This is a genomic window from Nannocystis sp. RBIL2 (assembly GCF_026626745.1).
Lineage (GTDB): Bacteria > Myxococcota_A > Polyangia > Nannocystales > Nannocystaceae > Nannocystis.
Genome location: NZ_JAPNJW010000001.1, coordinates 161,273 through 181,090, shown reverse-complemented (window position 1 = coordinate 181,090; position 19,818 = coordinate 161,273). Strand labels below are relative to the sequence as shown.

Here is a 19,818-nt window from a genome sequence, read left to right as displayed (position 1 = left end):
GACATGGTGAAGCGGATAGGTGCGAAGGGGCAGGCGAATCATGCGGGGCTCCGGGAGGCGCCGCTCCGGACGGCGAGGTGGTCGCTGGGGCGTCATGCGGGGCTCCAGAAGGCGAGGACGCGCTCGAGGGTCCAGGCGACGGCGACGGCGCCGAGGCCGAGGGCCGGGAGGGCGCGCAGGGGGGCGCGGGCGCGGGCGGGCAGGGCCGCGAGGGCGGCGCGGGCGAGGGCGGCGAGGGCGAGGACGACGACGGCCGCGAGCAGCTGGCCGAGCTCGACGCCGGCGTTGAAGGCGAGCAGCGCCGGCACTGCGGCGCCGGGCGGGAGGCCGATCTCGGCGAGCGCGCCGGCGAAGCCGAGGCCGTGGAGCAGGCCGCAGGCGCCCGCGAGGCGCCAGGCAGCGCCGGCCGACGGTCGCTCGTCGCGGGCGAGGGCGCGGGCGAGGAGCACCAGCGAGACCGCGATGCAGGCCTCCACCGGCGGCTGCGGCAGCGCGAGCAGGCCGAGGGCGGCGAGCGCGAGGGTCAGGCTGTGGGCCGCGGTGAAGGCAGTGAGGGCGCCGGCGAGGCGCAGCGCCGGGCGCACGAGCAGGGTGAGGCCGGCGACGAACAGCAGGTGATCGGCGCCGCCGAGGATGTGCTCGACGCCGAGGGCGAGGTAGCCCGGCGGCGGGCCGATGTCCGGGGTCAGCGGGGCGGTTGTTTGACCTGGTCGGAGGACCATGGTCTGAAGGCCAGCCCCGTGGCGACGCAGGCGGACGATCAGCTCGCCGCGCTCCAGGCCGGTGACGCGGAGCGAGCCCTGCAAGCCGTCGGCGCCACAATCGGCGCGCAGCCGGCCCGGGGCGGCCGGGAGCGCGCGACAGCCCGGCGGGAGCTCGACGACGAGCTCGCGGGCGTCCGGCTCGGGCGGGAGCTCGAGGCGCCCCTCGAGGCGGCCGTCGGCGGTCTCCTCGAGGACGAGCACCGCCGGGCGGAACTCGTGGGCGCGCGCGGTCGGGGCGGCGAGGAGCACTGCGGCGCAGCTCAGCGCGGCCGCGGCGCGGAGGCGGGCGGACGAGGGGACCGAAGAGGTGCTCACAGGCCCTGCTCCGCGAGCGCGGCGGCGAGGTCGGCCGGCAGGGCGTCGAGGTCGGCGGGGTCGCTGCGGCGCAGGTCGTCGAGGGCGGCCTGGACGGCCTCGGCGCGGCGGCGCTCGGCCAGGTCGGCCATCAGCCGCGGGCGCGCGGCGGCCAGGGGCAGCAGCTCGGCCGGGGCGCGCGCGTCGATGCGGACGGCGTGAGCCCCGAGCTGGGACTGAACGATCGACCATGTGCCTTCGGGCATGTCCGAAAGCGCAGCCGCGAAGTCGGGCCCGAACATGCCGGCGTAGTCGCTGGCCGGTCGCAGGCCGAAGCGGCGGGCGTGCGGGCCGGGGTCGCCGAGCTCGGCAGGATCGGCCCCGCCTTCGAGGCGGCGCACGAGCTCGCGCGCGGCGGCCTCGGGATCGGGGTGGCGCCCGCGCGCGGCGAGGACCTGGGTCAGGGCGAGGCGGGCCGGCGCGGAGTAGCGGGCCGGTTCGGCGTCGCGCAAAGCGAGCAAGGCGGCGTCGTCGGGGGCTTCGACGTCGGCGGTCGACTCGTAGGCGAGGCGCAGCTTCTGGATCAGCCGCCGGCGCACGATGGGGTCGTCGCGGTCGAGGCCGAGGCGTACTGCCTCGCGGACCATGCGCTCGTCGTCGAGCGCGTCGCGCAGGGCGGCGGCGAGTTCGCGGTCGTCAGGGGCGCGCCCGAGCCGCTCGGCCAGGCCGGCGCGGGTCGAGGCGACGCGGTCCGGATCGACGCGCATCGCCCGGTCGGGGTCGGGGCGCACGCGCGCGTGCAGGGCGAACAGGGCCAGCCCCACGAGGAGGAATTGGACGAGCGGTTCGCGGAGGAGGGCGCGCCAGGTCAATGCGCGAGAGTGTCCCTCGCCGGCGCCCGCGGGAGCAAGGGCCGGCGACGAGGAGGTCGATTGACCGCGGCCCGGCGCGTCGGGGGCCCCGACCCTGTACCATCCCGGGATGTCACTCGCAGGGTTGGCCAAGGACACGGTGGCGATCGTCGAACGCGGGAGTTACACCGGTCCTTCGGGACAGGTGGTGTCGATCGCCCAGGCGGTCGCGGCGGCGCAGCAAGGGACGGTGCTGTACCGGCCCGGCGACTTCGACGACCTGCCGATCCCGGCCGGGACGGGGCAGGCGGCGAAGATCGAGGTGTGGGCCGACACGACCGGCGGCGCGGCCCGCAAGCTGGTCGAGCAGCAGGGCGTGGCCGAGGTCGCGGCGCTCAACTTCGCGTCGGCGCGCAACCCCGGGGGCGGGTTCCTCGGCGGGGCCAAGGCGCAGGAGGAGGACCTGGCCCGCTGCTCGGCGCTCTATCACTGCCTGCTCGAGGCCCGCGAGTACTACGACGTCAACCGCGCCAACGAGTCGGTGCTCTACACCGATCACGTCATCTGGTCGCCGGGGGTGCCGTTCTTCCGCGACGAGCGGCTCGACCTGCTCGAGCGGCCGTTCCACGTCGGCGTCGTGACCGCGCCGGCGCCCAACGCCGGCGAGCACCTGCGCCGCGCGCCGAACGGTCGCGCCGACGTCTCGGAGGCGCTGCGCCGCCGCGCCGAGCGGGTGCTGCGGGTGCTGGCGCGGCACGGGCAGCACACTCTGGTGCTCGGGGCGTGGGGCTGCGGGGTGTTCCGCAACGACCCGAAGGAAGTGGCGCAGGTGTTCGCCGACCTGCTGCGCTCGACCTACGCGAAGTCGTTCGCCCGGGTGGTCTTCGCCATCTACGACAAGAGCCGCGAGAGGTCGACGCTGCAGGCGTTCGAGCGCGTGTTCGGCTGAGCGCGGCCCGGGATGGCGAGGGACGATCTGCGGGGGCGGGGCGTGATGTCGCGAATCCCCCGTGGACAGAGCAGTTGCAGCGTTGACGCGGCTCCACGCGTGGCTGCGCGCCGGCCGCCGTTCTGGTATCGCTGGCGTCGATGAAGAAGACTCCCCCCAAGTCGACCATCCCTCCATTCGAAGAACTCACCGAGAAGAAGCTGCGCTCGCTCGGCGAGAAGCTCGACAAGCTCGGCGATCCCAACGGCTTCAAGCACAACAACTTGTTGTGGAAGAGCACCAACCGGGCCGCACCGCTGCTGTGGCACCTGGTCCACCACGGCCTCGTGCTGCAGACCGTGAGCTCCGCCGGGATGTTCCGGATCCTCGGCGAGAACACCCGCGACGTGCCGGCCGCCGACATCATCGCGGTGCTGCGCCGTCTGCCCCCCGACATGGGCGTGCTCGACAAGGGTCAGGCGCGCGACTGGGCCTCGTACACGCCGGGGGTGCTCACCCACGTCAACGACCTGATCACTGCCGCGTACGTGGCCGACCCCGCGGCCGTACAGGCCGTGCGCGACGAGCTGCCGGAGAACTTGCAGGTGGCGATCGACTTCGTCCGCGGCCGCGCGGGCGAGTCGATCCCGTCGGACTCGAGCGTGACGATCTTGCGACACCTGGTGGCGCATCACCTCGAGCGCGGCCTGGCGGGCAACTGGGACTGCCCGTGGATCGAGGGCGGCAAGCTGGTCGAGTGGCGGCTGCAGTCGACGAAGGACGTCGAGCAGCTGGCGGCGCGGTTCGGTTCGTCGTGGGCCGAGGAGGCGCTGGCGTGGATCCTGCCGCGCGTGAAGTTGTTCCGCGAGCGCTCCGGCGACATCAGCCGCAACGGTCTGGCCGGGCTGCGGCTGGCCACGCTTTCGGACGTGATCTATTTGTTCGGCGACGGCTACTGGAACCCGAGCTCGCTGTTCGAGGTGCTCGACGCGCGCAGCGATGCGCCGGCGGCCCTGTTCGCCGCGGCGAACAAGCTGGCGGAGGAGGGCAGCGCGCCGTTCAAGATCACGACGCCGCAGATCAGGCCCGAGAAGCGGGCGCAGGCGAGCAGCGACGACGAGGATGACGACGAGTACGGCGGCGACGGCGACGGCGACGACTACGACGAGTTCGACGCGTACGGCGGCGACGACGGCGACGGCGACGGCGAGGAAGAGGACACGATCGAGGACGCCAGCGGCGACGACGAGCGGGTGAAGAGCCTGGCGACGATCCTGACGGTCGTCGGCATCGAGCGCGCGCACGCGGCCGGCCAGGCGATCCCGGCGGAGATGGACGCGCGCATCGACCTCGACCGCGTGTACGAGAGCGAGGCGGTCCTGATCGCGCGGCTGCGCGGGGCGATGAAGATCCTCGGCCCGGCGCGCACGCACGCGATCCTGCGAACGACGCTGGCCAAGGAGTTCTGGTACGGCAAGGCAGCCGCGTTCCTCGACGTGCACTTCGACCCGGCGCTGGTCGAGGAGGCGATCGGCCGCCTCGGCGCCAGCCAGTACGCCCCCGAGGCCGGGTTGCTCGGCTACGGCACGCCGACGCTGGTGCCGTACCTGGCGCGGGCCCAGCAGCAGGCCACGGCGCCCGACTTCAAGGCGAGGTTCGGCGAGGCGATCCTCTACATCCTGGCGCGGGCGTCGGCGGCCGGCGAGACCTGGGACGCGGCGCTCGACGAGCACGTGCAGCTCGACCAGATCGCCTTCAACTACGGCGGCAGCAAGGTCGATCCGGTGCTGGCGTTCCTCGACAAGCTGCCGCTCGAGCGGTGGGCCAAGATCGTCGCCGCCAACCGCGAGCGCTGCGCCGGCGAGCCCGACCGCCTGGTCAAGGTGCTGCGGCCCGACACGCCGCCTGAACTCTTGGACATGGTCTTCGGGGCAGTGATGACGAAGCGGCAGGCGATCGGCCACGGCTCGCTGGGCTCGCGGATCGGCGCCTTCGGGCCCGAGATCGTCGCGCCGCTGCTGCGGGCGATCGGCGACGCGCCGGCCGAGAACACGTTCATGAAGGAGCTCGAGCGGGCGCTCGCCCCGGCCGTGTTCGCGGCGGTCAAGGAGGGGCTCGGCAAGGCGGTCGAGACGCCGGAGCAGGAGCTGCGGCGGTTGGCGGCGAGCGTGCCGGGGCCGAAGGTCCGGATCTACCGCCTGCGCCGCGGCGAGGACGAGCCGGCCGCGGACTCGGTGGCGCGGATCGGCGGCACGCCGCGTGGGGTCGTGACTGCGCCGGTCGACCGCAAGGAGCCGATGACGCACATCCTGACGCTCGATCTGGCGCAGCTGCCCGAGCTCGCCGCGCAGCATCCGGGCGCGCGCTCGCTATCCCTCTACTTGCCCGATCCCGACACCGCCGAGCGGCACCGTCACGGCACGCTGGTGGGGACGACCGAGGAGGAGCTGGCCCGCGCGCCCGGATCGATCGAGGACGCGGTCACGCTGAGCGTCGAGGCGTTCGACGTGCCGGAGCAGATCTTCGGCGGCGGCGACCTCGAGGGCGCGGCCAAGCGCGTGCGCAGGATCGTCTACGGTTCGGCCGGGTTCGTCGGCGGCGGTCCGCTGTGGTTGCAGGACGGCGATCCCGGCGTCGATCCGAGCTTCCTGTTTCAGTTCGACGAGAGCCTCGCCCACATCAACCTCGGCGACTCGGGGGTGATGTACGTGTTCGACGGAGGCATCGACTGGCAGTGCCATTGAGGACGTAACCAAACGCCTCCGTCGCGGCGACGGAGGCGTTTGGGGACACTGCTGGGATGCACAATTCGACGGCTCGGTGAGCGCGCGCGGCGAGGAGCCGCCGGGTGACAACGCGGTGTGCGGCTACCGTGCCGGCGGCGGCGGCGGCTCGGGCGGCGGCATCGTCGTCGCCGCGGACTCGGTGCTCGGGGCCGGCTCGTTCGACGCCCGCGGCGGCAACGGCGGACCGGGGCTCGGCGACCAGAACGAGACGTGGGCGTGGGGCGGGGGCGGGGGCGGCGGCGGCCGGATCAAGGTGTTCACGCCGGGCGACACGTTCACCGGCATGCGTCTCGTCGACGCCGGCGCCGGCGGCACCGTCCCGCCCACTGCGAGCAGCTTTGCCGGCTCGCCGGGGATCACCGGCAAGACGGCGGCGGTCGCCACCATCCCTGCGAGCTACGACAACCTGACCTGCGAGTGAGCGCGCGAGCATGTCCGAAAGGACATGCTCGTTCGAGAATGTGCGAAAGGGCATGTCCGCGAGGACATGCCCTTTCGGCGCGTCGGCAGGGGGCGGGGCCCCGCGGGGCTCACATCGGCAAGATGCTCTGCAGCTGGCCGCCCGTCATGTCGGAGTAGACGTAGTGGCTGCCGGGCACCTGGACCTGCTGCATGGCGGGGACGTTGTCGGGGTCGATCTTCCAGGCCCAGCCCTCCTGGTCGACCAGCCACACGAACTTCTCGGTGTCGACGCTGAGGCCGATCGCGGTCGAGCACGGGTTGGTGTTGTGGCTGGCGACCAGCGTCTTGGTCTGGCGGTCGATCTGCAGCAGCGCGCACGGGCCGTTGGAGGCGACCCACACGTGGTCCTTGTCGGCCGTGATGCCGCGGAAGCAGGCGTTGGTGCCGGGGACCGAGGTGTACTGCTCGGTGTCGGCGTCGAAGGTGCTGACCGGGCCGGAGCAGCCGGCGAACCACGGGTTGCCGTCGGCGTCGACGGTGAAGCCGTACGACTGGATGTTGAACGGCGCGGTCCAGCGCGACACGGTGATCGGGTTCTGGTCGGTGTTGATGCGCAGGAACTCGCCGCGCAGGCCGCCGAACCACGGGCGGAACTCGGGGTCGAGCGCGCCGCCGTAGGGGGCGTAGCCCTGGCCGTTCCAGTTCGGGACCGGGATGGTCTCCTCGATGGTGCCGGTCTCGCCGTCGATGCGGACGAAGTGGGCGACGCCGCCGGGCGCGTTGTAGCCGAGCCACACCTTGGGCTGGACGTACTGGCAGAGGTTGTAGTCCCAGGTGCCGGGCGTCCAGGTGACGCCGCGCGGGCCGTTGGAGAAGCCGCCGGCGTACGGCCACTGGTGGTGCCAGAGCAGACACTCGTCGGCCATCCACGGGCGGACGTCGTTCTTGTTCTGCGAGGTGTCGATCACGCCGTTGGCGTTCTTGTCGACGCAATCCTCGAGGTTGGCGGCGAACATCGACGAGGTGCCGGTCTCGCGGTTGTTGACGACGACGAAGCGGCCGTCGACGCTGACGGCGGTGCGCGACGGGCTGTCGCCGCCGGGGCCGGTCTTGTAGCGGGCGACCTCGACGAGCGTCTGGGTGTTGATCTTGGCGACGTCGCTCAGGTCCTGGCTGGGGATCCAGATGAAGCTCTTCTCCACCGGGCCCATGCCCATGCCGTCGCCGGGCTCGCACACCGGGTTGCCGGTGGTGCCCGCGGTGGTGGTGCCCTCGGTGGTGGTGGTGCCCTCGGTGGTCGTCGTCGAGGTCGTGCTGGTCGTCGTCGTCGCGGTGCTCTCGGTGGTCGTCGTGTCGGGACCGGTCGAGGTCGGCGAGATCGTGGTCGTCGGCGCGGTCGTGCTGGTCGTCGTCGTCTCGCCGTTGGACTCGGAGCCCGAGGCGGTGGTGGGGCTGGTCGAGTCGGTGCCGGTCGGCACCGTCGTCGCCGTGGTCCCCTGCGTCGGGTCGAGCGTCGACCCCTGGGTCATCCCGCCCGTATCCGTGCCGGTCGCCGTCCCCGAGTCACCGCACGCCGCGAGCCCCACCGCCAGGGGCGCCGCCAACCACCGCTTGCCAACGCTTGTCTTCTGCATGGTTCCCATCATGCGGAAGCGCCGGGTAGTTCGGGTGGTTGTCCGCGTGGATTAACCTGTCAGCGGATGAGTGGATCCTCTCTGGTCGATTTCGCCCGGCGCGATCGCGCGCGCGGGCGCGCGGGTCTGGCCCTGGCGTCCGGGACATGTCCTCGGAGCCATGTGAAAGGGCCTCAACCCTGCGGATTGACGACCAGGTCGAGGCCGGCGCCAGTCATGTCCGAATAGGTGTAGGGCTGGTTGAGGCCCATGACCTGGAGGACGACCTGATAAGTCTCGGGGTCGACCTTGTAGGCCCACCCGCCCTGGTCGACGACCCACACGTAGCCCTCGACGTCGATGCTGATCCCCACGGGCGTGACCGAGCCGGGCAGCGGGACGTTGGGGTTCAAGATCGTCTTGGTGTTGGTGTCGACGACGACCATCCCGCCCGGGAAGCCGTTGTGGGCGATGAAGGCGCGGCCCATCTTGTCGACCATGAGCCCGCGCATGCAGCCGGGGCCGGTGCCGACGACGGTCCAGATCTGCGAGGCAGGATCGAGGTGGTAGATGTTGCTGTCGCAGCCGGCGACCCATAGCTCGCCCTTGGCGTCGAGCGCCATGCCGTAATAGGAGGGGAAGCCGTTGTTGGTGAAGACGGTGACTTCGAGGGTGTCGTGGGCGATCCGGATCGCGGGGCCCGACGACCAGCCGGTGACGAAGAAGTCGCCGTCCTTGTTGACGGCGCCGCCGTAGGGGCCCCAGGCGTTGCCGCTCCACGGGACGTCGACCATGTCGAGGGTCTGACCGGTGGCGCCGTCGAGCCGCTCGAAGGCGCCGAGGTTCTGGCCCTGCTTGTAATAGCCGAACCACAGCGGCGGGTTCTTGGCCGGGCACTTGTCGGGCTGGATCTCGCCGACCCACGCGAGCGGTCGCGGGCCCTCCTGGTACGCGAGCGGGTTGGTCGGCGTCGGGTGGTGCCACAGCACGCACTCGTCCTGGCCCCAACCCTTGACGTCGAGCGGGCCGGTCGAGGTGTCGGCGACGCCGTTGCCGTTGGTGTCGGGGCAGTCCTCGAGGCGCGCGGCGATCTTGGTGACGCCGCCGTTGCGGTTGGCGACCGCGGCGTCGCCGTAGAGGTTGACGGAGGTGCGGCTCGGGCCGTTGTTGGCGTCGCCGAGGCCCGAGGTGTCCGGACCGGTGACGTAACGGCCGACCTCGACGCCGGTGAAGGTGTCGATCTTGCTGACGGTGCCCTCGACCGAGTTGGCGATCCAGATGAAGCTGAACTCGGGCATGCCACCGCCGCCGCCGTTGCCGCTGCAGCCGCTGGTGCCTCCGTCGGGCTGGACGCCGAGGTCGAACTTGACCTGCTCGGTGGTGCTGCCGGTGGTGGTGGGCACGCCGGTGCTGGTCACCCCCTCGGTGGTGGCCGTGGTGGTGCCCGTCATGGTCGCGTCGCCGCTGGCGCTGCCGTCCGTGGTGGTCGGCTGCAACGTGCCGCCGGTGGTCGGCGGCGGGGCGGTCGTGATCGTGGTGGTCCCCATGGTCGCGCTCGCAGTGCCGGCCTTGTCGTCGCCGCAGCCGAGGAGCGCGAGAGAGGCGAGGGTGCCGAGGACGAGCGAACGAGACGGAAGAGACATGAAAATACCATCGGTGGTTCGGTAGCGCGCCGCAAGCGCTATCCCGGGGGTTTTCGCGCACGGGTCGTGTGGATCCACGCGCGGCTCGAAGCGCGTCGCAGAGGTCATAACCCGGGTGGGCGGGTCTGCAAGCGCGAGGGTCGAGGCCGCTTCGGGATCGGGGAGACTGTGAGGCTCTGTCCTGGCGAATGCGACATGTCCGATGGGACATGCGAGCGCGAGCGGCGATGTCGCGCGCGCCGTGTGCCGGGTTGCGCGGAGGGGCGCGCCGGCCTGCGGGCCGCCGCTCCAGGGCCGACGCGCGGGCCCGGCGGGAGGGTATGGTGCCGCCATGCGAACGACTTACGTCTTGTTGGCCGCCGTGCTGCTCCCCGCTTGCAACGGGAGCGCGGGCGATACGACCGCCGACACGTCGGCGGGGACCGGCATCACCGGCGTGACCGGGCAGGGGCTCACGAGCACGACCACGGCCGCGAGCGACAGCGACAGCGGCGGTCCGAGCAGCGAGGGCAGCGAGGGCGCCAGCGAAACCGCCAGCGAGACGCCGACGACCGCGGCCCCGCCGACGAGCACGAGCACCACCGACGAGCCGTCGACGACGACGACGACCGAGGCGACGAGTACGAGCACGAGCACGAGCACCGCGACCACGGAGCAGACGAGCACGACGGGGGTGGTCGAGGAGAAGTGCCCGTGCCCGGACCTCGAGGTGCCGCTCGACGACGGGATCTTCGTGCTGTCGAAGACGGCGCAGCTGTGGAAGTACTTCCCGCAGACGCACGACTTCGAGCTGCTGGGGCCGGCCGACTGCGGCCTGGCGCCGTCGACGTTCTCGATGGGGGTCGACCGCGAGGGCTTCGCGTGGGTCCAGTACAGCGACATGAAGCTGCGCAAGATCGACGTCACCGACACGACGCAGTGCAGCGACCCCGGCTTCGTGCCGATGCAGAACGGGATCGAGAATTTCGGGATGGCGTTCGTGTCGAACAGCGCCGACGACAAGTGCGACCGGATCTACGGCAACCACTACAACGGGGTGGCCAACGGCGACATGGTCAGCGAGTTCTTCAGCGTCGACCCCGAGACTCTGGCAGTGGAGCCGCACGGCCTCAGCGACTACGGCCTGGCCGAAGTGACAGGCACGGGCGACGGCCGGGCGTTCCTGTTCGCCGGGCCGGATCCGTCGGTCCTGGTCGAGGTCGACAAGGCGACGGGCGCGACGATCGAGGTGACGCCGCTGCCCGGGGTGAAGACCGGCGGCGGGTTCGCGTTCGCGTTCTTCGGCGGCGACTTCTACTTCTTCACCGACAAGGAGTCCGACAGCACCAGCGAGGTGACCCACCTCGACTACGACGACAGCGACGGCAACGGGGTGCAAGACCTCAAGGTCGTGGTCGAGGACGCGCCGCTGCGGATCGTCGGCGCCGGCGTGTCGACCTGCGCGCCGCTCATCCCGCAGTGATGGGTGGAGATGTCCCCGGGGACAGGTTGCCCGGGGACGCGAGGCGGGACCGGGCGCGGGGAGTGAAGTGTCCCTCGGGGCATGGTCTCGCGGGCATGTCCCTGGGGACATGTCGCGCGGCGAGCCCGCGGCTGGGACGAGCGGTGCGCAGGCCTCGCCGCGTCGGCGAGCCCGACCGTGCGCCGGGGCGAGGCTGCGGCGCGAGATCGGCGTCCGATCCGGGGGAGCGGCCGGCGACGGGCGAGCGGGCGCACGACGAGCGTGCGGTGCTCGCACGGGGCCGACGCGCCGCGAGAACGAGGGAATGTGCCGGGTCCGGGCATCGCGTCGCAAGGTCGGCGGCACGCGTGAGTCACGGCCGAGGCGGGCCCCGGCGACCTCGGCCGCCGGCGATCGCCCTGGCAGAGTTCGGTCACGCGGCCCGGCGGCACGCCCGTGCAATCGCCTGCGCGTGGTGCAGCGCGGGCGTCCGACGCCGTTCGCCCGGGTGGCTGGACCTCCAAGTCCGTCGCATGGCCGACGGTTGAGTTTTCTTACCCCCACCCGGCCCCCCGGGGTAGGCTTGGCGACGCATAACAGTCGCCGAGCGCACGAGGTACTTATGAGCGAGACCAAGACGAAACACCAAGAGCTGCAACGCTTTGTGGACGAGTGGGCGGCGCGCTGCAAGCCGGACCGCGTCGAGTGGTGCGACGGTTCGGACGCCGAGTACGATCGGATGCTGGGGCTGCTGATCGAGAGCGGCGCGGCGATTCGCCTCAATCCCGCGAAGCGCCCCAACAGCATCCTGGTGCGCTCGGACCCGCGCGACGTGGCGCGCGTCGAGAGCCGGACGTTCATCTGCAGCGCCTCGCCGGAGGGCGCGGGCCCGACCAACAACTGGGAGGACCCGCTGGTGATGCGCAAGAAGCTGAACGGGCTCTACGACGGCTGCATGCGCGGGCGGACGATGTACGTGATCCCGTTCTGCATGGGCCCGCTGGGCTCGCCGATCGCCCAGGTCGGCGTGCAGCTGAGCGACTCGCCGTACGTGGTCGCCAACATGAAGATCATGACCCGCATGGGCAAGGCGGTGCTCGAGGCGCTCGGCGAGGACGGCCGTTTCGTCAAGGCGGTCCACTCGGTCGGGCAGCCGCTCGAGCCCGGCGACGCCGGCCCCGCGTGGCCGTGCAACCCCGAGAACACGTACATCACCCACTTCCCCGAGAAGCGCACGATCCTGTCGTTCGGCAGCGGCTACGGCGGCAATGCGCTGCTCGGCAAGAAGTGCTTCGCGCTCCGCATCGCCTCGGCGATGGCCCGCGACGAGGGCTGGCTGGCCGAGCACATGCTCATCCTCGGCGTCGAGGGCCCCGACGGCAAGAAGACCTACGTGACGGCGGCGTTCCCCAGCGCCTGCGGCAAGACCAACTTCGCCATGCTCATCCCGCCCAAGGAGATGACCGGCTGGAAGGTCACCTGCGTCGGCGACGACATCGCGTGGCTCAAGCCCGACGCCGAGGGCAACCTGCGCGCCATCAACCCCGAGGCCGGCTTCTTCGGCGTGGCCCCGGGCACGTCGATGGAGACCAACCCCAACGCGATGGTCTCGTGCGCGCGCGACTCGATCTTCACCAACGTCGCGCTGACCGACGACGGCGACGTGTGGTGGGAGGGCATGACGAAGGAGCCGCCCAAGCACCTGATCGACTGGACCGGCAAGGACTGGACGCCCGACTGCGGCCGCAACGCGGCGCACCCGAACGCCCGCTTCACCGCGCCGGCCCGCAACTGCCCGGTCATCGACCCCGAGTGGGAGAACCCGGCCGGCGTCCCGATCCGCGCCATCATCTTCGGCGGCCGCCGCATGAACGACGTGCCGCTGGTCTACCAGGCGTTCAACTGGTCGCACGGCGTGTACATCGGCGCGACCATGGGCTCGGAGCAGACCGCCGCGGCCGAGGGCCAGGTCGGGGCGCTGCGCCGCGATCCGATGGCGATGCTGCCGTTCTGCGGCTACAACATGGGCGACTACTTCCGCCACTGGCTGTCGATGGCCAAGCGCGTGAAGGAGCCGCCGCGGATCTTCCACGTCAACTGGTTCCGCAAGAAGGACGGCAAGTTCATGTGGCCGGGCTTCGGCCAGAACATGCGCGTGCTGCGGTGGGTGGTCGAGCGCTCGCGCGGCCAGGCCATCGGCGTCGAGTCGCCGCTCGGCTGGATCCCCCACTACCACGACATCGACTGGCGCGGCCTCGACTTCTCCGAGGCCCAGTGGGACGAGCTGATGGGCTACGCGCGCGACCGCGTCAAGAAGCAGACGCTGTCGCACGAGGAGCTGTTCCTCGAGCTGTCCGAGGCGCTGCCGAAGACGATGATCTTCGAGCGCGAGCTGCTGATCAGCCGCCTGTGAGCGTCGGTTGAGGATGCGAGGGCCGTGGCTTTCGGGCCATGGCCCTTCGTGCATGCCCGATCGGGCATGTCCGTCGAGTCATGGCGCTTCGGCCAGCCAGGCGGCGACGTCGGCGCGCAGCTCGACCGGGCGGTCGTAAGTGACCGCGTGGGAGGCGTCGTACGGGGCCAGCCGGATCGTGCGCAGGCCGGGGTCGGGCTCGCCGGCGAAGGCGTCGGGGCGGAACTGAACGTGCAGCTCGCCGGGCCGCTCGCTGCCCTGCGGCAGGTCGTCGACGTGCTCGACGCCGACGACGACGCTCTTGAACAGCTCGAGGGTGGGGGCGATCGAGGGGCCCCACACTGCGAGGTCGCGGGCGGCGTCGGTGATGAAGACGCGGGCGTAGGCGAGGTCGTGGAGGAACAGCGCGCCGTAGTGCGGGTCGCTCGAGTGGACGCCGGCCATGATCGCGGCCGGGCCGCGGAAGCCGTCGAGCGCCTCGACCGAGAACGGCAGGAAGTAGCGGTCCCACGCCGGCAGGGCGCCGAGGTGATCGGCGAGGTCGGGGGCGTCGGCCGGATAGTCGCCGGGGTTGCGCACGCGGAAGGCGGTCGGCCGGTCGGCGGCGGCGAGGCCGTCGATGGCCTCGGGCGCGACCTGCAAGACTGCGGCGAGGGTGTCGCGGCGCGACAGGCCGGCGCGAGTGCGGGCGAACAGGTCGCTGAGCCAGGTGCCGGAGCCGGCGATGTCGTAGCGGCTGCGGCCGGCGTTCTCGACGAAGTTGATGGCGTTGGCCCATGGGTCGCACGGGTCGGGCTTGGCGGCGCAGGCGACGAACTCGAGGCCGATGCTGTCCGCGAGGACATGAACCGGAGAACCTGGCGCTTCGAGCAGGTCACCGGCGCGCGCCTGCTGGGCGGCGCCGGCCAGGCTGGGCTGGACGAGGACGAGGTGGCCGAGCTCGCCGGCGACGAGGTCGGGGCCGGGGGGCTCGTCGCCGGGGAAGCGCGCGGCGAGGTGGGCGGCGATCGCCGCGGCGAGGGCGGGGTCGCGGTAGCGGCCGGGGCCCTGCTCGTAGCGGGCCGGGAACAGCAGCATGTGCAGCAGGATCGAGGCGCGGATGCCCCCGTAGCTCTCGCCGACGAGGACGAGGCGACGCCCGGCGAGCGCGGGGTGGTCGTCCCAGAAGCGCAGGAGGGCGCGGGCGAAGTCTGCGGCGTCGAGGTAGCTGTTGAAGTTGCGGCTGTTGAGCTCGGCCGAGCGCAGGCCCATCTGCGAGGGGTCGGCGATCGATTGCTGCGAGAAGCCGGTGTTGCGGGCGTCGATGTAGAGGAGGTGGCCGAGCGCGGTCCAGGGCGCGGGGCTGGGGACGGGCCCCAGGTCTTCGCCGAGGGTCTGCGGGGCGGTGTTGCCGGCGAGGATCAGGCCGGTCGACACGCCGGGGCCGCCGTTGAAGAGGAGCAGGAGCGGGGCGTCGCCGGGATCGTCGTCGGCGGGGTGGAAGCTGTAAAAAAGTCGCGCCGGCGAGCTGGTCATGGGGATGACGACGTCGCCCTCGCCGATCTCGTAGTCGACGCCGTCGACGTCGAGGTAACCTGCCTCCGGGGACAGCTCGGGGCAGTGACAGTGGAAGACGTCGTCCTCGCAGGTGCAGGTGTCGCACGGCGGCGGGGCGTCGCAGCCGGTCGGAACGGCGGTGGTCCCGGTGGTGGTCGAGGGGGTGGGGTCGAGAGCCTCGGTGGTCGAGGTGGAGGTGGTGGTCGTCGAGGACGATGAGGTTGTGGTGGGATCGACGGAGGTCGAGGTCGTCGCGGACGTCGAGGTCGTCGAGGTCGAGGTGCCGTCGCTGTCGCTGGCGGGAGGAGGGTCGGTGCAGGCCGCGAGGAGCAGCAGCGCAGCGGCCACGCGAGCGCGAGTCGACATGCAACGAGCCTAACGCGGCGGGCCGCGCATGTGCGCGCCGGGCGTGAGGGCATGGCGGGGCAGAGGCGGCGGGACCGCTCGTAGGCCGCGTGCAGGGATGGTAGGGTGAGGCTCGATGTCCGGCGCAGAGCTCGATCGGGTGACTCTGGCGTTCGAGCCGGGCAGCCTGGTGGTGCTCAACGTGGTGCTGGCGCTGGTGATGGTCGGGGTGGCGCTCGACCTGCGCCCGCGCGACTTCGCGGCGGTGCTCCGTCACCCGCGGGCGGCAGTCGTCGGTCTCCTGGGACAGGTGGTGGTGCTGCCGGCGCTGACGTTCGCGCTGGTGCTGGTGCTGCAACCGCCGGCGAGCGTGGCGCTGGGGATGATTTTGGTGGCGGCGTGCCCCGGCGGCAACATGTCGAACTTCATCACCCACCTGGCCCGCGGCAACACGGAGCTGTCGGTGACGTTGACGGCGGTCGGGACGGTGCTGGCGGTGGTGACGACGCCGCTCAACCTGGCCTTTTGGTCAGGCATGTCCGCGGACACTGCGGCGCTGGTCCGGTCGGTCGCGCTGTCGCCGGATGAGCTGGTGACGACAGTGCTGGCGGTGCTGGGCGCCCCGCTGGCGCTCGGGATGCTGGTGGCGGCGCGTCGACCCGGGCTGGCGGACCGCCTGCGCGGGCCGTTCAAGCTGTTCTCGGTCGGCTGCCTGGCGCTGTTCATCGTGATCGGGCTGAGCCGCAACGTCGGGATCCTGGCCGACCATTGGGGGCTGCTCTGCGGGGTGGTGGCGCTGCACAACGGGTTGGCGCTGCTGTCGGGCTGGCTGGTCGCAAGGACAGCCGGGCTGCCCGGCCGCGACCGACGGGCGATCGCGGTCGAGGTGGGGATCCAGAACGCCGGGCTGGCGCTGGTCCTGGCGTTCGACTTCTTCCCGGGGCTCGGCGGGACGGCGATGATCGCGGCCTGGTGGGGCGTGTGGCACCTGATCGCCGGGCTGACCCTGGCGTTCGTGTGGCGCCGCCGGGTGCTGCGCGAAGAGGACGCTCAGGCCCAGGCGACGACGACCTGACGCGGACCGCGGTACGGCAGGCGGCCGTGCGAGACGGAGAAGTTGTCGATGGCGACGACGTCGCCGGCGCGCCACGGGAACACGACCATGTGCCGCCAGACGACGTCGCGCAGGTGCTCGAGGTCGGCCGCATCGATCTCGCGGCCGTCGCGGTAGGTGCAGTGCATCGGCAGGGCGTCGGCCGCGGTGAAGCGCCGCCGCGCGCCGATCATGAGCCGGGCGAACTGCGACAGGGCGAGGCTCCGCAGGTCGCCCTGGCGGGCGTGGACGCGGCGCAGCTCGGCGGCGGCGCTGGCGGCGTGGAACACCTGGACATGGTTGAACCACACCGGCTCGCCCGACTCGGGGTGGGCCCGCAAGGCGTCGTGCTCGCTGACGAGGCGCAGGCGCTGTCCCGCGAGCCAGGTGACCTGAAAGCCCTGCTCGACGCACTTGGCCTCGACGACTGCGCGGTCGGTCGTCAAAAACATCTCGTCCCAGCGCTTGAGCTTCCACAGGTCGAAGCGTCCGCCGCCGTCGGGGCCGTCGTAGTTGCGGATGATGCGGATCCCTCCGCGGACGAAGCGGTCGCGCACGTCGGGATCGAGGTCGGCGACGACGCGGCGAAAGTCGCACAGCGGTGTCTCTCCGCCGCCTCCCTGCGGGGCGACCAGACAGGCGAAGAACAGCCGCCGCGGCGGGTCGCGCAGGAACGACATCTCGCAGTGCTGCGGGATCGGGTAGTAGGGCGGCAGCTCGCTGGCCGAGAAGACGTACTCGCTGAGGGCGTCGCGCGGGGAGGTGCCGAGGTACTCGTTCTTCAGCCCCGGATCGATGGCCCGGGCGACGTGCTCGAGGTCGACGGGGACGCGCACGCCGAAGCCGCGCAGCAGGACCGCGCCGTGGGTGCGCAGCTGTCCGGAGAGCCAGGTCTTCTCGGCGTCGAGCCAGGCGCGCAAGGCGTCGACGCGGACGTCGCCGTCCGGCTCGACGACCGGGACTGCGCCGCCGCCAGGGCCGCGGATCTCGCTGAGTCGCATGCGCCGACGATGGCACAGATCGGGCGACCGTGGCGGGCGGGCCTTGATGCGGCCGGGCGAGGTCGCACCCGGGAGGCGGGAGATGGCTTTGGGGACAGGTCTGGCGCGGGCGGAGCTGATGGGACCCGAGGGCGCCGGGGCAGGGCGCTGGGATGTCCTTTCGGACAGCGTCGCGGCCGGACGGCCTAGTCGTCGGTGAGGACCTCGTCGAGGCGCGTGGCGACCAGGACGCGGGCGGCCCAGGTCTCGAGGACGGCCTCGTCGCGGCAGTCGAGGACGCGCTGGCGCTGGGCGTCGGTGAGGCTGAAGCCCTTGAGCTGGAGCTGTTTGAGGACGAGCTCCGCCTTGCCGGCGACGCGACCCTTGACCTCGCCCTCGGCGATGCCCTCGAGCCAGGGCTTGCGGAACATGTCACTGATCGGTTCCCAGCGCTTTTTGGTGGCCATGAGCTGCTCCAGGGCGAGGCGGGCCGCGCGGCCGAGCAGGCCGACGACGAAGTCAGGGTAGTGGATCCCCCGTTCGTCGTCGAGCTCGCGGCTCGCGTCGAGCGCAGCCAGGGCGATCTGTTCGACGCCCGGCTCGTCGGCGTGGGCGGCGACCGACAGCACCGCCAGCTCCGGCAGCTCGCGCGCTCGATCGAGGTCGGTGACCGCGGGCACGGCCTCGGGGCCGAGGACCCACGGGCGCAGGACGTTGCGCTGGTGGCCGAGGTCGATCGGCTCGGCGCACCAGCGGGCCACGTCGCGGTCGAGCGAGACGACCACGAGGGTCACGGGACAGTTGAGGCGCGTGCGCAGGCCGGCGACGTACAGCGGCCAGGTCCAGCGCTTGCGCGGGTCTCGTTCGACCTGGACCTCGACGACCAGAGCCTCGTCGGGCCGCTCGGGCGCGCCGCCGAGGCCCAGGACCGCGTCGGCGCGGTGCTCGGCGAAGTGGAGGTCGACGAACTCGGCGGCGCTGATCCGGACCGGACCCGGCGCGGCGACACCCGGCCACAGGAGGTCGGGGATCAGCGCCGGCGCGTGGCGGACGAGCTGGACCAGCGCCTCGTGGGACAGCTTGGGCATCGCAGCGCGCGAGCTAGCACGCGCGGGCCGGCGGTCCAGAGTTCGCCCGGTCCGCGGCCGTGCGGGCGGTCCGAGGGGGCTGTCAGCGGGCGGGACGCTCACGCCGGCCCGAGGACAGGGCCCAGCGGATCAGGAACTGGATCTTGCCGTCGCGCTGGAAGCCGCGGAAGAACTCGACGAGGTCGTCGTAGATCTTCGGGTCGCGCACGAGGCGGCCCATGGTGCCCTCGCCGCGCTCGATGCCGGCGACGATCTTGTTCACGTTGCCGAGCGTGTCCTGCACGCTCTTGAGCATCTTGCCCTGCGAGTCGTAGAGCAGGCGGGTCGAGACGTTGACGTTGTAGGGGTCGTGCAGGGCGTTGGAGACGGCGGCCATCTTCTTGCGGCCGTCGTCGACCAGCGGCTGCATGCTGTCGTCGAACTTGGTCAGCGCCTTCTGGCCCTTGGCCAGGAAGTGGTCGAGGTCGGCGGCGCCGTCCTGCACGCCGCGGAGCGAGCTGCCGAAGCTGCGCAGCAGGTCCTCGTCGTTGAGCATGGCGCCGACCATGCCCTTGCCGGCTGCGGTGTTGCGCAGGTTCTCGTCGCCGGCAGCGAGCCGGTCCTGGATGTTCTTGACGGTCTCGCCGTCGCCCATCGCCGCCGCGAGCTCGGCGATCCCGCCGATGGCCTCCTCGACCTTGACGAAGCCGCCGTCGACCTTCTCCTTCACTGCGTCGATCGTCTCGGACATCGACGGGGTCGTCTGGATCCGGCCGTCAGGCTGGATCGGTTCGCCACGGCCGACCGAGATCTGGACGATCTGGTCGCCGAGCACGCCGTTCTGCGAGATGGCGGCCCGGCTGTCGTCGCGGATGTGCATCATGCTGTCCTGAAAGACAGACAGGGTCACGCGGATCCGGCTGTGATCGGTGGTGAAGCCGTCGCAGATACCGGTGCCGCCGGTCCACAGCACGCCGCGGTAGCGCCGGCGCATCTCCTGGGTGACGCACACCTCGCCGTGGCCACACTGCGAGTCCTCCTCGCACGGGGCGTGGAGGTCCTTGTTGAAGGAGTACGACTCGAGCTCGGCGCAGCGGCCCTCGGCGGCGCAGAACATGGTGCGGTCGCAGTCGTCGGTGCGGCCCTGGCCGAAGCGGCCCCGGTCCTCGGTCTGCGGGTTGCACGGGTAGTCTACCCACACGAACTCGCGTTTGACGACAGTGCCGATCTCCATGCCCTCGATCTGGACGGCGCTGCCCTCGCGCAGGCCGGAGACCTGGCGGAAGTCGGCGGTGATCGAGACCCGCTCCCTCCACAGGTTCTTGCCCTGGCTGAACACCACGATGGCGATGAGGCTGGCGAGGCCGCTGATGATGACGACGAGCCCGACGAATTGGTTGCGGCTCTGCTCGCTCCTGCGGGCCATCCGTGGATCGTAGCGGATCCGGCCGCGCGTGAGGAGGTCGCCCCCCGGGCCTGCCGCGGCGTTCGCACAGGGCGCGGGCGACCGAGATCGCGCGCTGCGGCGGGGCGAATGGGCGTGCGGGCGTCTCGTCGGCGTCGCGTCCGGCAGCAGCCGATGCGAGGAGGACGGAGCGATCGACGGCCGGCTCGCGCCTGCGAGTGTGGCGAGCACGACCCTCCGAGCTCATCGGCGGACCA

Annotated in this window: 14 protein-coding genes; 6 read left to right on the top strand and 8 right to left on the bottom strand. The window is 71.7% G+C overall.

What is annotated here, in order from left to right:
- Positions 1 to 92 precede the first annotated feature (92 nt).
- Together OV090_RS50385 and OV090_RS00685 are read right to left on the bottom strand one after the other, a co-directional pair.
- On the bottom strand, positions 93 to 1,079 hold the full coding sequence (locus OV090_RS50385) for a HupE/UreJ family protein (protein WP_267701493.1): 987 nt from the start codon (positions 1,077 to 1,079) through the stop codon (positions 93 to 95).
- Complete coding sequence (locus OV090_RS00685) at positions 1,076 to 1,930, bottom strand: peptidylprolyl isomerase (RefSeq protein ID WP_267701492.1); 855 nt, start codon at positions 1,928 to 1,930, stop codon at positions 1,076 to 1,078. The genes OV090_RS50385 and OV090_RS00685 overlap by 4 nt, the downstream gene beginning before the upstream one ends.
- A 109-nt stretch (positions 1,931 to 2,039) precedes the next feature.
- On the opposite strand from OV090_RS00685, the gene OV090_RS00680 reads away from it, so the two are divergent.
- The 3 genes from OV090_RS00680 to OV090_RS00670 all read left to right on the top strand — a co-directional run bounded on the left by OV090_RS00680 (position 2,040) and on the right by OV090_RS00670 (position 6,044).
- On the top strand, positions 2,040 to 2,858 hold the full coding sequence (locus tag OV090_RS00680; protein ID WP_267701491.1) for a TIGR02452 family protein: 819 nt from the start codon (positions 2,040 to 2,042) through the stop codon (positions 2,856 to 2,858).
- A gap of 140 nt (positions 2,859 to 2,998) precedes the next feature.
- Positions 2,999 to 5,581 carry a hypothetical protein gene (locus OV090_RS00675; RefSeq protein WP_267701490.1) on the top strand — a complete coding sequence of 861 codons (2,583 nt, stop codon included), beginning with the start codon at positions 2,999 to 3,001 and terminating at the stop codon, positions 5,579 to 5,581.
- A gap of 76 nt (positions 5,582 to 5,657) precedes the next feature.
- Positions 5,658 to 6,044, top strand: a complete 387-nt coding sequence (locus tag OV090_RS00670) for a hypothetical protein (protein WP_267701489.1) — start codon at positions 5,658 to 5,660, stop codon at positions 6,042 to 6,044.
- A gap of 109 nt (positions 6,045 to 6,153) precedes the next feature.
- Here OV090_RS00670 and OV090_RS00665 read toward each other — a convergent pair whose 3' ends face one another.
- Both OV090_RS00665 and OV090_RS00660 read right to left on the bottom strand, forming a co-directional pair.
- The gene (locus OV090_RS00665; RefSeq protein ID WP_267701488.1) at positions 6,154 to 7,659 is read right to left on the bottom strand and encodes a lyase; all 1,506 of its coding nucleotides are present in this window, start codon (positions 7,657 to 7,659) and stop codon (positions 6,154 to 6,156) included.
- Positions 7,660 to 7,832: 173 nt separating this feature from the next.
- Positions 7,833 to 9,281: a hypothetical protein gene (locus OV090_RS00660; RefSeq protein WP_267701487.1), complete on the bottom strand. Its 1,449-nt coding sequence runs from the start codon at positions 9,279 to 9,281 to the stop codon at positions 7,833 to 7,835.
- Positions 9,282 to 9,612: 331 nt separating this feature from the next.
- Between OV090_RS00660 and OV090_RS00655 the strand changes: the two genes are divergently transcribed.
- On the top strand, positions 9,613 to 10,743 hold the full coding sequence (locus OV090_RS00655) for a hypothetical protein (RefSeq protein ID WP_267701486.1): 1,131 nt from the start codon (positions 9,613 to 9,615) through the stop codon (positions 10,741 to 10,743).
- Positions 10,744 to 10,852: 109 nt separating this feature from the next.
- Positions 10,853 to 13,135, top strand: a complete 2,283-nt coding sequence (locus OV090_RS00650) for a phosphoenolpyruvate carboxykinase (GTP) (RefSeq protein WP_346660345.1) — start codon at positions 10,853 to 10,855, stop codon at positions 13,133 to 13,135.
- Positions 13,136 to 13,213: 78 nt separating this feature from the next.
- Here the strand turns inward: OV090_RS00650 and OV090_RS00645 are convergent, their stop codons facing one another.
- On the bottom strand, positions 13,214 to 15,037 hold the full coding sequence (locus tag OV090_RS00645; RefSeq protein ID WP_267701484.1) for a hypothetical protein: 1,824 nt from the start codon (positions 15,035 to 15,037) through the stop codon (positions 13,214 to 13,216).
- A gap of 115 nt (positions 15,038 to 15,152) precedes the next feature.
- Between OV090_RS00645 and OV090_RS00640 the strand changes: the two genes are divergently transcribed.
- Positions 15,153 to 16,091, top strand: a complete 939-nt coding sequence (locus OV090_RS00640; RefSeq protein WP_267701483.1) for a bile acid:sodium symporter family protein — start codon at positions 15,153 to 15,155, stop codon at positions 16,089 to 16,091.
- Here the strand turns inward: OV090_RS00640 and OV090_RS00635 are convergent.
- The 3 genes from OV090_RS00635 to OV090_RS00625 form a co-directional block, all read right to left on the bottom strand.
- Entirely contained in the window at positions 16,067 to 17,110 is a 1,044-nt protein-coding gene (locus OV090_RS00635; RefSeq protein ID WP_267701482.1) for a TauD/TfdA family dioxygenase, read from the bottom strand. The genes OV090_RS00640 and OV090_RS00635 overlap by 25 nt on opposite strands.
- A gap of 185 nt (positions 17,111 to 17,295) precedes the next feature.
- Positions 17,296 to 18,177 (bottom strand): hypothetical protein, encoded by an 882-nt coding sequence (locus tag OV090_RS00630; RefSeq protein ID WP_267701481.1) that lies wholly within the window; start codon positions 18,175 to 18,177, stop codon positions 17,296 to 17,298.
- Positions 18,178 to 18,259: 82 nt separating this feature from the next.
- On the bottom strand, positions 18,260 to 19,582 hold the full coding sequence (locus tag OV090_RS00625) for a hypothetical protein (protein WP_267701480.1): 1,323 nt from the start codon (positions 19,580 to 19,582) through the stop codon (positions 18,260 to 18,262).
- Positions 19,583 to 19,818 lie beyond the last annotated feature (236 nt).

Coding starts and splice junctions, on each gene's coding strand:
- OV090_RS00650 (WP_346660345.1), top strand. CDS start 10,853: ATGTCGCGCGGCGAGCCCGCGGCTGGGACGAGCGGTGCGCAGGCCTCG.
- OV090_RS00680 (WP_267701491.1), top strand. CDS start 2,040: ATGTCACTCGCAGGGTTGGCCAAGGACACGGTGGCGATCGTCGAACGC.
- OV090_RS00645 (WP_267701484.1), bottom strand. CDS start 15,037: ATGTCGACTCGCGCTCGCGTGGCCGCTGCGCTGCTGCTCCTCGCGGCC.
- OV090_RS00655 (WP_267701486.1), top strand. CDS start 9,613: ATGCGAACGACTTACGTCTTGTTGGCCGCCGTGCTGCTCCCCGCTTGC.
- OV090_RS00625 (WP_267701480.1), bottom strand. CDS start 19,582: ATGGCCCGCAGGAGCGAGCAGAGCCGCAACCAATTCGTCGGGCTCGTC.
- OV090_RS00635 (WP_267701482.1), bottom strand. CDS start 17,110: ATGCGACTCAGCGAGATCCGCGGCCCTGGCGGCGGCGCAGTCCCGGTC.
- OV090_RS00675 (WP_267701490.1), top strand. CDS start 2,999: ATGAAGAAGACTCCCCCCAAGTCGACCATCCCTCCATTCGAAGAACTC.
- OV090_RS00660 (WP_267701487.1), bottom strand. CDS start 9,281: ATGTCTCTTCCGTCTCGTTCGCTCGTCCTCGGCACCCTCGCCTCTCTC.
- OV090_RS00640 (WP_267701483.1), top strand. CDS start 15,153: ATGTCCGGCGCAGAGCTCGATCGGGTGACTCTGGCGTTCGAGCCGGGC.
- OV090_RS00665 (WP_267701488.1), bottom strand. CDS start 7,659: ATGCAGAAGACAAGCGTTGGCAAGCGGTGGTTGGCGGCGCCCCTGGCG.
- OV090_RS00630 (WP_267701481.1), bottom strand. CDS start 18,177: ATGCCCAAGCTGTCCCACGAGGCGCTGGTCCAGCTCGTCCGCCACGCG.